The sequence below is a fragment of the Lysinibacillus sp. genome (genome assembly GCF_032093475.1).
Taxonomy (GTDB): Bacteria; Bacillota; Bacilli; order Bacillales_A; family Planococcaceae; genus Lysinibacillus; species Lysinibacillus irui.
In genome coordinates this window covers 1-13,444 of record NZ_DAMDAY010000122.1, presented here as the reverse complement: position 1 = coordinate 13,444, position 13,444 = coordinate 1, and the positions used below count along the sequence as shown (strand labels likewise).

Genomic DNA, 13,444 nt, shown 5'->3' with positions numbered 1-13,444 from the left:
CAGGTACTTCATCCCATGAGCGTTGTGTTGCTTCTGATGGTTTTACATAGTACGTAATTTCATCAAAATCTAAATCCCCAAGATCGCCACCCCATTGTGGCATTGGTTTTGTATAAAAAGTTTCAAGTGCTTTTAAGCGGTACTCAAGCATCCACTCTGGCTCTTGTTTCATATTAGAAATTTCACGGACGATTTCTTCAGTCAAACCACGTTTTGAACGGAAAATTGATACGTCCTTGTCATGGAATCCGTATTTGTAATCGCCGATATCAGGCATTTTTTTAGCCATCGTTTCTCCTCCGTTCATTGAGCTGTATTTTTCTGTACAATTCTTGCCCTGAGTGAAAGTTTGTAGCTTTCACTCAGGCAACAAGGAAGTAAGTTTTATTTCACACCTTTTTCCATCGCTTTCCAAGCTAATGTCGCACATTTAATACGTGCAGGAAATTGTGATACACCTTGCAGTGCTTCAACATCCTCAAGGTCATATTTATCGCTGTACTCTTCGCCCATCATCATTTTAGAAAAAATATCGGAAAGCTCTACTGCTTCCTCTACTTTCTTCCCTTTGATAAGCTGTGTCATCATCGATGCAGAGGACATAGATATTGAACAGCCTTCACCGTCAAATTTCGCATCCTCTACAACACCGTCTGTCACTTTCAATGTTAAGTGAATACGGTCGCCACAAGTTGGATTGTTCATATCAATCGTTACAGCATCCTCTTCTAAAGATCCTTTATTACGAGGATTTTTATAGTGATCCATGATAACTGAACGATATAGTTGATCTAAATTATTAAAAGACATCGCCAAAATACTCCTTCGCAGAACGTAACCCTGCGACTAAACGGTCAATATCCTCCTCTGTATTGTACAGATAGAAGCTTGCTCGTGCTGTCGCTACTTGCTGAAGACATTTCATTAGTGGCTGTGCACAATGATGTCCTGCACGAACAGCAATACCGTTCATGTCAAGCACCGTTGCCACATCATGTGGATGTACATCATCTAAGTTAAATGTCACAAGTCCACAACGCTTCATTGGGTCACGTGGGCCGAAAATTTTTAAACCGTCGATTGTTTCAAGCTGATCCATTGCATAGCCCGCAAGCTTATGCTCATGCTCCGCAATTTTATCTAGCCCAATATCAGTTAAGAAATCAATAGCGGCACCTAAACCTATTGCACCTGCAATAATAGGCGTTCCACCTTCAAATTTCCACGGTAATTCCTTCCACGTTGACTCATAAAGCCCAACAAAGTCAATCATTTCGCCACCAAACTCAATTGGCTCCATTTTTTCAAGGTGTTCCTTTTTACCATATAGTACACCTATTCCTGTTGGACCGCACATTTTATGCCCAGAGAAACCTAAGAAATCGACATCCAAATCTTGCACATCAATTTTCATATGTGGGGCAGCTTGAGCACCATCGGCAACCATAACCGCTCCATTAGCATGTGCAATTTGAGCAATTTCTTTAATGGGATTAATTGTTCCAAGTACGTTTGAGGCCATTGATACCGAAACGATTTTTGTGTTAGGCGTAATCGTCGCACGTACTTTTTCCAGACTAATCGTGCCATCTGCTTCTAGCTCAATATATTTCAATGTCGCATTTTTCTCTTTAGCTAGCTGTTGCCAAGGAATAATATTGGAGTGATGCTCCATTTGCGTAATGACAATTTCATCACCCTCGGCAACATTTGCACGTCCATAACTTGATGCTACTGTATTTAAAGCTGTTGTTGTACCACGTGTGAAAATAATTTCCTGTGTTGATTGAGCATTTATAAACTTTCGAACCTTTTCACGTGCACCCTCATATTTATCTGTAGCACGGTTTCCTAATGTATGCACACCACGATGTACATTAGAATTATCAAATTCATAATAAGCCTTAATGGCCTCAATCACTTGAACAGGTTTTTGAGACGTCGCTGCACTATCAAGATAAACAAGTCTATGCCCATTTACATCTTGATTCAAAATTGGGAAATAGCTTTTAATGTCTTTATTCATCATTAGCGAACTTTCCTTTCAATAACCTCCGTCAGTTGCTTTTGAACGCCTTCGATTGGTAATTGCGTAACAACTGGCGCAAGGAATCCATGGATAACAAGGCGCTCTGCTTCTGCTTTCGAGATACCACGACTCATTAAATAGTAAAGCTGTAATGGATCTACTCGACCAACAGACGCTGCGTGTCCTGCTGTTACATCATCTTCATCAATTAAGAGAATTGGGTTTGCATCCCCACGAGCTTTTTCTGATAGCATTAATACACGTGATTCTTGCTGTGCATCAGCTTTTGTCGCACCATGCTCGATATAGCCAATACCGTTAAAGATAGATTGTGCTGCATCCTTCATGACACCATGCTTTAGGATATGCCCGTTAGAGTTTTTACCCCAATGACGAACCTCTGTAGTGAAGTTAAGTTTTTGTTCTCCACGACCAACCACTACTGTTTTAGTATCTGCATGAGAACCGTCACCAATTAAATGCGTAATGTTTTCAGAAATCGTGTCTGAGTCATTCATTAAACCAAGAGCCCAGTCAACTTTAGCATCACGGGCTAAACGTGCACGACGATTTACGTATGTTGTATAGCCTTTTGCAAGGACATCTACCGCACCGTATGTTACTTGAGCATTATCTTGGACTACAACTTCCGCAATAATATTCGCTTGGCCTTTTGCCTCTTCCACTGTAGAAATATATGTTTCCACATATGTTACAGCAGAGTTTGCTTCTGCTACTACTAACACGTGGTTGTATAGTGAAGCTTCTGCATTATCGTTTAAGAAAACAACTTGAAGTGGTTGTTCAATAACTACATTTTTTGGTACGTATACAAACACACCACCATTAACAAGTGCAGTATGAAGTGCTGTTAACTTATGCTCATCCACTTTAACTGCTTCAGTCATAAAGTATTTTTGTACAAGCTCACCATGTTCACGAACTGCTGTAAAGATATCGGTAAAAATAACACCTTTATCTGCAAGCTCTTGTGATGTCTTAATGTAAGCTGGTGTATTATTACGTTGAATATATAGGTTTTCCTGTGCTTCAAGGTCAATTAAACCTTTTGCTTCTTCAGGTAAAGCGTCCAATGAAGGGAATGCCTCACTATGAACTGTAAATGTTGGGAAGTTCATGAAATCCCATTTTGTAATATTAGTTCTATCTGGTTTTGGCAAATCTAAACCAGTTACTTTGTCTAGTGCTGCCGCGCGAAGCTCTGTAAACCAAGTTGGTTCACCATTTGCTTCTGAGAACGAGCGCACGTCCTGTACTGTTACAGGCAAGTTAAGTTCCACTGTCATGCTAGTTCGTCCTCCCTCTTATGCTTCTTGTTCTTCTGTTTCTTCTTCGATACCTAATTCTTTTTTAATCCAGTCATAACCTTCTGCTTCTAAACGTTGTGCAAGTTCTGCACCACCAGATTTAACAACACGTCCTTGCATCATTACGTGTACATGGTCTGGAGTAATGTAGTTTAATAGACGTTGATAGTGCGTAATCATTAAGCAGCCAAAGCCTTCACCGCGCATTGCGTTGATACCCTTTGATACTACTTTAAGTGCATCGATATCAAGACCAGAGTCGATTTCGTCTAAAATAGCAAATGTTGGTTTAATCATCATTAATTGAAGAATCTCATTACGTTTTTTCTCACCGCCAGAGAAACCTTCATTTAAATAGCGTTGAGCCATATCTTCATTCATTTCTAGGAATTCCATATTTTTATCTAATTCACGGATAAATTTCATTAATGAAATTTCATCGCCTTCTTCACGACGTGCATTAATGGCTGAACGTAAGAAGTCAGCATTTGTTACACCTGCAATTTCAGATGGATATTGCATAGCCAGGAATAATCCCGCTTGAGCACGCTCGTCCACTTCCATTTCAAGTACATTTTCACCATCAAGCTCAACAGTACCTGAAGTTACTTCATATTTAGGATGACCCATAATAGCAGAAGCTAGTGTTGATTTACCAGTTCCGTTTGGTCCCATGATTGCGTGAATTTCATTTGTATTAATTGTAAGATTTACGCCTTTTAAAATCTCTTTCCCGTCGATAGCAACGTGAAGATCTTTAATTACTAAAGTTGACATGAAAATACCTCCATAGTGTTCAGTGAATGGGTCAACCATTCCTTAATTATCATCATTCTAATCTTAACTGAAAATCGTTCTCTATGCAAACCATTTCAATTACTTTCCTACTTCTTAAATAAAATCTTGAAAAATAAAGGCTTTGTAAGCATTTTCAGATTATTACTACTTGAACTAGATAATGAGAATGGACTTTCTTCATTTTCAATAAAATAGCCATAAATGAGAATCGATTTCATCTAGCTACATAGTGAAAACCTCTTGGAAAGTGCTAATTGTAGCGGTTTTGTGACAAATATGCATAAACAACATATCTATACTATAACCTATTTCATTAAAATGGAATCAATAAAAGAAGATATTTATATGATGTTTCTTTGAGACTTTACTATCCCAAACTATCCTACGAGATAGCATGCTACTTTAACTTTTATTTTGTCGTTACCAATCACTTTTCATCTTAAATAATATATAATTAAGGTAAAATCAATCTTATAATTAGATTAATAGAGGTGAATTATTAGTGGAGTTACGTCAATTACGCTATTTTGTAGAAGTTGCTGAACGTGAGCATATTTCAGAAGCCGCCGAGCATCTCCATGTAGCCCAATCTGCCATTAGTCGGCAAATCGCCAATCTTGAAGATGAGTTAGGTACTCCATTATTCGAGCGTGTTGGACGAAATGTTAAATTAACCCCTATAGGGAAGACGTTTCTAGAACATACCATAACAGCATTAAAGGCTATTGATTTTGCTGCCAAACAGGTGGAAGAATATCTTGATCCTGCTAAAGGCTCGATTAAAATTGGATTTCCAACAAGTTTGGCAAGCTATGTCCTTCCTACCGTTATATCAGCCTTTAAACGAGAATTTCCTGATTTACAATTCCAACTGCGACAAGGATCTTACCGATTTTTGATTGATGCTGTCAAAAATAGAGAATTAAATCTAGCCTTTCTGGGTCCTCTTCCCCCAAAGGACGAATCGATTCAATCCACAATCCTGTTTACTGAAAATATTGCTGCTCTTTTACCGGCCAATCACCCATTAGCTAAAAGAGAGAGTATCCAGCTTGCAGAGTTAAGAAATGATCTATTTGTATTATTTCCCGATGGCTATATTTTACATAAAGTCGCGATGGACGCTTGTCGAGCTGCTGGCTTCTTGCCAAATGTAATTTCTGAAGGGGAAGATTTAGATGCACTAAAAGGATTAGTGGCTGCTGGCATAGGTGTTAGCCTATTACCTGAAAGCTCCCTTTATGATTCTGCCGCTCGATTTACTGTCAAGGTTCCGATTGAATCTCCCACAATACCTAGAACAGTTGGTATTATCTCCCCTGTTAATCGAGAAATCGCACCATCAGAAGTCATATTTTTAGATTTTGTGAAAAACTTCTTTTCCCGCCTTTCCCAATTCCAATAAAAAAATCGCCTTTTGGGCGATTTTTTTATTATTCTGTTGATTGCTCAGCAATCCATTCTATTGTTTTCTCTCCTAAGCCTCCTGCACGCCATAATACAACGTCATGATAGCTTTTCTTCTGTACGTAAGTAACCCATTTTTCTAGCGTTTCTTGATCAGCATACCAAACTTCATGGCTGACATTATTGTCATCTACATATGAAAAATAAACGGCTCCACTTGCTTGATCACGCTGCTTAGCTGCTTTTCTATCGGCTAGTAATTGTTCGGCCTCAAGCTCTGTTAAAGCGACTGTTTTGCCCTGAGCTACCCAATCGAAACCTCCAGTGGCAAAGGCGATAGCTAAATCTTGATTAGACTTCTTTATTTTTGTTACTAAATCATCTAGAAAAGAAAAAGTAGCTTTAGCACCTGGCCCACTGTGATAACCATGAACATTATAGGCCATTACTGTATAGTGAGGTCCATCTGGCAATTTCACATCAAAAGGAAAGCGTGGTTCGAGTACAACATGCAATGTAACATCCTTTTTGGAAAGCTCTTGGTAAAGCTCTTCTAAAAATAGGATATAGTTTTGAAGGTCATCTTTAGCCACCTTTTCATAATCAATCTCAATGCCATTTACTTGATATTGTTCCACAACCCGCAAAATATTTCCAATATGCTTTTGCCTTGCTGAGGAATCCTGCAATAATCTATGCAAAAGCGTGCTATCCTTTTGAACAGATGGGGCATTCTCTGTTACATAATCATTGATGAGTGTTAGGATCACATGATGGGAATCATTAAATTGCTGCTTGGTCTTTTGCAACATATCTACGGCATTTTCTGTTAACAATAGTTCATCCTTGCTATTAAAATATGCGCCAAAAACACGTATATCTTGTAATCCAAGTTGAGAATTTTCCACATCTTTCATGGCGGATTTATTTTGCCATTCTGGTAACCAAATAGATAATCGGAGCTTCTCCTTATCGTTAAATTCTTCCTTTGCTTTAGCTGGCTGTTCTTTACTATTACTACAAGCTGTAATAAATAGTAGCGCAATACAAATAAATAACATAATGTTCTTCACTTGACTCTAATTTCACCCCGATTTAGAAGGTCTCGATAAAGAAATCAACGACATGATTAAATAACGCAGTGGATTTATACTTAACCTTCTCGAAATTCGTATATTGGTTCGTAAAAATAGTTTGATCGTTTTTATCTGTAATCAAAATATCTTCAATTAATGTATCGTAAATATCATCTGCATACTGTTCATGTGAAGTGTTCTTATTACTGTACAACGCACCAAATCCAATCTGTGCCCCTTGTAATTTCGGATTTATTTGAACGGTCTCGGATAATACATTATCTACATCTATTTCTATTTTATCCTTATTTATAGCAATGTTAAATACTCTTTTTTCCGTTAGGTTTCTTGGGTACTCTTCTTCATCTATACGTGACCCTTTTTGCGTATCATGGTAAGTGTAAACTGTTGCTTTATTAAATGCGTATTCTTCTTCATTCCACTTAATTTCATTTAAGGGAAAGCGTTCTTTTTCGACAATTCCCCCGCCTGGTAATTTTTCACTTATTACAATCTCATTATCGACTAGTGCAATTCGTAAATAACTATTTGTTTTTTCATCATAATTTACATAGAAAGCTTGTTGGCCAACCACATTCCCTTTAAACGCAAAATTCACATTATATTGATCTGGCAGTTGCTCCTTTAGAAGAATTCTGCCTTCACTTGATGGAGCTGAAGTTAAGGTGATCTCATTATTTTCATATTCTGCCGCACCATTTATCACTTCCCAGTGTTGAGCTACTTCCCGATCTCCTATTTTAAATTGTACGTTTTGTCTACTGGCCTGTCTGATCTTCATCATCACATGATTGGTTGACCAATATGGCGATACTTGTAATCGGCTTAAATTATAAAGATCTGCCTCTTTATCATTGTAGGCCCCTAATTCTCGATTAAAATGCATACGAAACTTGTCCTTAATTTCTTTGTTATTGACACTTTCCACGAGAGGATCCATATTGTTATAAAGTGAGTTTGCATGCATAATTGCGTAGGCTTTAGGGACTTCCCCCAGCTCTTCATGATAGATATCCTGCATTAAATTGTAGTCCTTCTTAATTCGAGCCTCCATCTCTTGTCGAGTTTCACTTGGTATCATATATTGATTACGAATAAAATCCATTAAATAGTGATTATAGTATTCTATTGTTGTTTTATTCGGTACGTTGTTTTCATCGATGACGCCTAAGGACTGTCCTTTATCATTAAAAATATTAATATAAGTTAACCTATATCCATTGGAGCCCATTTCCCAATAACCACTTTTTTCCATCAACTTTAAATCTTTAGGCTTTAAAAATTTATTATCGGTTGTATCCATTTTATTGGCATACGTAAACATCGTTGCCTTATAATTTAATTTTTCCATAATATTTTGAGCAAAAATACTAGAATCTGTACGACCATCTTCAAATGATAGATACAAAGCTTTTTCCGGCAATGGTTTATCATGCTGATAGAAGTCTAAAATATCCTTTTGAGTAATAGTTTGATACCCTTGTTTTTCTAACAAAGTTAATTGTTCTTCTAAATTCTTTTTAGACACATATTTAGGTGATTCATTTCTACTGACGCCAAAATAGGAAAGGGCAATAAAACCCTCTTTATTATTTAATGGAACTGTTTCAGCTCCTCTTTTCTCTGTTAGAAAAACAGCTTTAATTAAAATGACAGCTAACAATACTACTATAATTAATTGAGCGATCGAACGAATGATTTTCCGACGATTTTTTTTAGCTGGCTGAAGCTCTACACTTTTTCCGTTCATTCCTTCTCACCCTTTTTTCTAATTTTCAACATCGAAAATCGGGATTTTCGTAATTTTTGCTTTTCCATTTTCTTTTCCTTCGCTAGAACATCCTGTGGTGTTTCCCTTGTCCCCCATGTAGATTTCCAAAAAGTCACCCAAGCAACTGGCATCTGCCATAGCAAAATAAATTCATAATAAAGGACAAAGATAAAACCAAATCCCCATAGTTTACTTTTTCTAAAGAATAGATGAGCCAAACTCATTAGCATGGCCATTAATAGTAAACCTATTAAAAACGTTGTAGGAAAAATACCATACATGACTGGTACATAAATTAAGTTATAAACAACGACAATCGGTGCTGCAATCGGCACAATTAAACCGATAATGAAGAAAAGGAACATAAACGGTTCTTTTTTCCACATAAATAAAAATGCGCGCAATGATTCTCGAAGCCAAGAACGTTTCCATCTCATTTGCTGGGATAGAAAAACTTTTGTGTCAGATGGAACAATTGTCGAACAAATGGCATTGTCCTGATAGCCTGTTCGATGTGTTTTTAAAATATAGTTCGTCATACTACGGTCATCACCAAAAGTTGCTGGCTGACCAAGAAATTTTTGATTAAGCCAAGCTGTTTCATTTTTTAAAATTAGCTCTTTTCGGTAACAGGCTAGTGGTCCTGATAAGCAAGTAACCGTATCAAACCATGATTCAGCTGCTTTCATGATACGGAAGGCAATATAATAACGAACCGTTTGTAATTTAGTTAGCGCATTCGTAAATTTATTTTCAACCTCTGTTCGACCAGCCACACCGCCCATTTTAGGATCTTGAAAAGGTTGTACTAAATTGCGGATTGCATGTGGTTCTAAAAAACTATCTGAATCCACAAAAACAACTAAATCATGCTTTGCTTGATGAACACCCGCAACTAACGCTTCCCTTTTCCCACCATTTTGCGGAAGCTTATAAAACTTTAATCGATCATTCGTCTTAAATCTTTCACCCTCCTGATGAATAAGGTTAATCATGTCGTTTGCCTTTTCCTCTGTACGATCCGTTGAACAATCATCAACAACGATTACTTCTAATTTATCCACTGGGTAATATTGATTGATACAACTAGAAATCGTGCGGTGAATCCACTCTTCCTCATTAAAGACTGGGATAATAATGGAGACACCTGGTTCAAACTTCGGATTGATCGGTACACTTTTATAAAAAATACCAAATAAATATCTACTTAATAGAAATGTTGCTGCAATAATACTATAAAGATATAAAAATTTATTAAACCTAAAGTAAATCACACTTTCTGCTCTCATTAACATGACAATAAGCGATACGACCAATAAAAATAAACTGGCCATAAAAATAGAAATGCCCCAACGTTTTTTTGTCATATATTCGTTTAAAGGCTGTAAAAATTCACAGGCAGCATAATAACGTAGTTCTCCATCCACTTCTTTTGTAAAATAACGGACAACCTTAGCCTTTAACTTCACTTTAGCTTCATAGCCCTCAGGCATTGCACCACCCGGTATAGTGAAATTCATTGTTAAAATTTCATCTATTAAAAATTGATGAGGTTGATTAGAGTAAACGAGGATACCCGTTACCGAAATATCCTCTGCATAAAGTTTTTCTACGCTCACTTGGCGTTTTGCCCTTTTAATATGAACCTCAAAATGAGTTTCGTAGCGTAAACTCAATTGTTGAAGTCGATAAATTTCATTCACATCTGTCGGATCAATTTCCTCTTTCTGATAGGATGCTCCACGACGATTCACAAGGCTCCTTACATTTTCGGGATCGGGAATATTTGAAAGAATCCTACGGTCAGAGCGTGGTATCGTTAAGATCTCTTTTTTTGTTTTCATTGTTCATTCACATCCCTATTTGAATCTTCTTCAATCCAAGTTGACATTTTGCTAAAGCTATAACCATCTTCTAGAAGTTTTTCAATGATGAGTGGAAGTGCTTCTACCGTGTTTGTCCCATCTAGGATATGCATAACAATGACCTTTCCGGGCGCAACTCTAGAAATCACCCGGTCGTAAATATCTTGTGCTGAGTAATCTAAATTCCAATCAAAAGAAGCGATATCATACATAGCAATCGTTTTGATTCCCGCAGCAGTAATGATTTTAGCTGTTCGTTCATCCATGATTCCTTGAGCTGGTCGGAAATAAAGAAGTGGCGGCTCTTGTAATGCATAGGTTAATGCCTGATGTGCCTTCACTAAATCCGCTTGTAAGTCTTCTGGTGTCATCTTTGTAACATCTAAATGGTAATAGGAGTGGCTTGCTACCTCATGTCCTTCCTCTACAATCATCTTCGCTAATTGCGGATTCTTCTCTACTCCACTTCCTATTAGGAAAAAAGTGCTTTTGATATTATATTTACGTAATACATCCAACACTTCTTTTACTCTTTTTTCATGTGCCCAATCATCAAAAGTGATAGCTATTTCCTTTTTGGTTGTCTCTTTTCGATAATATAATTTTGGCTGGACTTGCTCATAATTTAAATTGGGACTAACAGCATCATATCCAGCAATCTCTTCCACTGACTTTGTTAAATAACGTTCATCTAATAGATCACTTAAGGTAGTAATAGTATACTCGCGTTCTTTAGCTAATTGAGCTAATAATGGTATTGCATCAATAATGGCTGGATTAATGTATGTGTTGAGATGAATAATAGAGCCCCTATCAATATATTTACTGATATAATTAATCAGCTCCTGAGCACTTTGCATTTTTCTATCAAGTGGGTTAATAGATAATCCAATAACAGCTTTCATATCAAGCGCCTTAGCTGCTAAGCGCATATTATCGGTAACGTCGCCTGAACGACTACGAACAAATTTTGGTGTATAGCCTAAATGCTCTTCAAAAATTTGATTGGTTAACATAATTTCTTCATACGTTTGCTCATAATTCAAGGTCGATACATCTGGAAATGTTAATGTACCGTTTTGCACCTCATGTCCTCTTTTTAAGATATCTTTCACAAGCTCTGGCTCCTGAGCAACACGCATTCCGTCCAGAAAAAAGGTAGCCTTCATATTCGAATCATCTAGTTTCGTTAATAGCAACTTCATCGTGTCGTTATCTGCTAAGCCATTAAATGTTAACGATACTTTCGGCACTACAATATTGGCATGACTGATTACATCACTTTTACTTCCATCAGATTTTTTAACCTCTATAGAAGAATCGATGGGATGAATCGTTTCTTGGGTCGCTGTCTGACATCCCGCTAAGAATAGTATGATGAGCAGACCACATAGTTTTAGTAGTTTCATTTCCTATGAATTCCCCTTATAATTTGTAATAATTTTTATTTTCGAACAAAAAATGGGTATTGCGTGTATCAAAAATTAAAGAAGCTTGTTGATCAATTAAAGAGTAATCAATAGTTGAATGATTCGTTAAAATTAATACTGCATCTGCTTGTTGGATTATTGGTGCTGTTAATGCAACCGTATCGAAATGCGATTGTTCGATAGAGAATGTTTGTATAAAAGGATCAATGATCGTTAATTGGCATTGTTTATCTAGTAGTTGTTGAATAACATGAAGTGCTGGCGATTCACGTGAATCATTTATGTTAGGCTTATAAGTGACACCAATGACAACAATATTGGCTCTATACAGCTCTTTATTTTGAATACGTAAGTAATTACTTAGTCTCTCGACTACAAAGTTGGGCATTGAGTCATTGATTTTATCAGCTGCTTCAATTAACGTTGCAGAGATACCATGTTGTTGCCCAGCCCATAGTAGATATTTGGGATCGACTGGAATACAATGTCCTCCCACTCCTGGCCCTGGTGTAAATGGCATAAAACCATACGGCTTTGTAGAAGCTGCATCAATAACTTCCCAAATATCAATGTTCATCTTATAGCAAATCTGACTTAACTCATTTACAAGGGCTATATTAATTTGGCGAAAAGTATTTTCAAGTAATTTCTCCATTTCAGCCACTCTAGGGCTTGTCACAGTACACACATGTGTATGAAGGACTGTTTCATAAAAAATTTTTGATAATTCTAGGCATGTGGCTGTTATTCCCCCAATGACTTTAGGTGTATTCGACACGGAAAAGGTGCTATTTCCTGGATCAACACGTTCTGGTGAATACGCTAAAAACAAATCATGACCAATAGCAAAACCATATTTTTGTAAAATAGGCTGGACCATTTCTTCTGTTGTCCCAGGGTAAGTCGTACTTTCAAGAATAACTAGCGTATTCGCTTTAATATTTTGTCCAATAGCATGCGTTGCTTCCTCGATATATGAAATATTAGGTGTCCCATCAGCAGTAGTAGGTGTAGGTACACAAATAATCACAACGTCTACTTGTGAAAGCATAGAAAAATCTTTAGTTGCTTCAAGTTGTTTACTTTCGATTGTTTGCTCTATATTTTCTCTCGGTAAATCAGCAATATAACTTTCACCATTTTGCAACTGTCTGATTTTTTCTTGATTCTTATCAAAGCCAATAACCTTAAATCCTTTTTGAGCCATTTCCACAGCAAACGGTAAACCTACATAGCCAAGTCCGATCACTCCAATTGTTGCTTTTTTTGTTTGAATTTTTTTCAATAAAGCTGTACTCAGTGATTTCGTTTCGATTGTCATTAAAATTACTCCTTTAATTAATCTGTTTTTCAATTTTTCGTTATTTTAACCGAGGAAAGTATTCCATAAAGTAATGGTTCAATTCCAGTCATTCTTTGTAAAAAGCCCCCTTCAACATTCAAACTTACATATGTCTCTTTAGTCGAAATAGATCAGTAGGATTACATATCATTCAAAATAAATTTATTAACGTTTATATAGTACTAATTGAAACTGAACAATTTCTAAACAATTACATTCTCGGTATTAAAGACCTATCATTTAAATAAATACACCGTTTTATCATTATAAAAATATCCATTTACAATACTTTTACATTAACCATTAACTGTAAAATAAAAATACTTTGTTTAGAAAACTTTTTCTTTCTACAATTCTAAAAATCCCCTTAATCGCCG

10 protein-coding genes and 1 pseudogene are annotated in these 13,444 nt (G+C 36.6%); 1 reads left to right on the top strand and 10 read right to left on the bottom strand.

Annotated features, from left to right (window positions below):
• The 5 genes and pseudogenes from RT445_RS19620 to sufC form a co-directional block, all read right to left on the bottom strand.
• Window positions 1-289: pseudogene (locus RT445_RS19620) on the bottom strand (Fe-S cluster assembly protein SufB); the annotation flags it as partial.
• A 95-nt stretch (window positions 290-384) separates the two neighbouring features.
• On the bottom strand, window positions 385-810 hold the full coding sequence (gene sufU / locus RT445_RS19615; protein WP_274794267.1) for a Fe-S cluster assembly sulfur transfer protein SufU: 426 nt from the start codon (window positions 808-810) through the stop codon (window positions 385-387).
• Window positions 800-2,029 (bottom strand): cysteine desulfurase, encoded by a 1,230-nt coding sequence (locus RT445_RS19610; protein ID WP_274794268.1) that lies wholly within the window; start codon window positions 2,027-2,029, stop codon window positions 800-802. Before RT445_RS19610 ends, sufU begins: the two co-directional genes overlap by 11 nt.
• Entirely contained in the window at window positions 2,029-3,336 is a 1,308-nt protein-coding gene (gene sufD / locus RT445_RS19605) for a Fe-S cluster assembly protein SufD (RefSeq protein ID WP_274794269.1), read from the bottom strand. The genes RT445_RS19610 and sufD overlap by 1 nt, the downstream gene beginning before the upstream one ends.
• Before the next feature lie 18 nt (window positions 3,337-3,354).
• A complete protein-coding gene (gene sufC / locus RT445_RS19600; RefSeq protein ID WP_396631737.1) occupies window positions 3,355-4,134 on the bottom strand; it encodes a Fe-S cluster assembly ATPase SufC in 780 nt (259 codons plus the stop codon).
• A gap of 523 nt (window positions 4,135-4,657) precedes the next feature.
• Here sufC and gltC point away from each other — a divergent pair.
• Window positions 4,658-5,560, top strand: a complete 903-nt coding sequence (gene gltC / locus RT445_RS19595; protein WP_274794270.1) for a glutamate biosynthesis transcriptional regulator GltC — start codon at window positions 4,658-4,660, stop codon at window positions 5,558-5,560.
• Between the two features lie 28 nt (window positions 5,561-5,588).
• On the opposite strand, the gene RT445_RS19590 is transcribed toward gltC, so the two are convergent.
• Genes RT445_RS19590 through RT445_RS19570 form a run of 5 tightly spaced genes read right to left on the bottom strand, consistent with a single transcriptional unit; the run spans window position 5,589 to window position 13,046 of the window.
• Window positions 5,589-6,635, bottom strand: a complete 1,047-nt coding sequence (locus RT445_RS19590; RefSeq protein WP_274794271.1) for a glycosyl hydrolase family 18 protein — start codon at window positions 6,633-6,635, stop codon at window positions 5,589-5,591.
• A gap of 22 nt (window positions 6,636-6,657) precedes the next feature.
• Window positions 6,658-8,409: a polysaccharide deacetylase family protein gene (locus RT445_RS19585; protein WP_312505870.1), complete on the bottom strand. Its 1,752-nt coding sequence runs from the start codon at window positions 8,407-8,409 to the stop codon at window positions 6,658-6,660.
• Window positions 8,406-10,274, bottom strand: a complete 1,869-nt coding sequence (locus RT445_RS19580) for a glycosyltransferase family 2 protein (RefSeq protein ID WP_312505871.1) — start codon at window positions 10,272-10,274, stop codon at window positions 8,406-8,408. The genes RT445_RS19585 and RT445_RS19580 overlap by 4 nt, the downstream gene beginning before the upstream one ends.
• A complete protein-coding gene (locus RT445_RS19575) occupies window positions 10,271-11,704 on the bottom strand; it encodes a polysaccharide deacetylase family protein (RefSeq protein WP_313471369.1) in 1,434 nt (477 codons plus the stop codon). Before RT445_RS19575 ends, RT445_RS19580 begins: the two co-directional genes overlap by 4 nt.
• Before the next feature lie 16 nt (window positions 11,705-11,720).
• Window positions 11,721-13,046 carry a nucleotide sugar dehydrogenase gene (locus RT445_RS19570; protein WP_313471367.1) on the bottom strand — a complete coding sequence of 442 codons (1,326 nt, stop codon included), beginning with the start codon at window positions 13,044-13,046 and terminating at the stop codon, window positions 11,721-11,723.
• Between the last annotated feature and the right edge of the window lie 398 nt (window positions 13,047-13,444).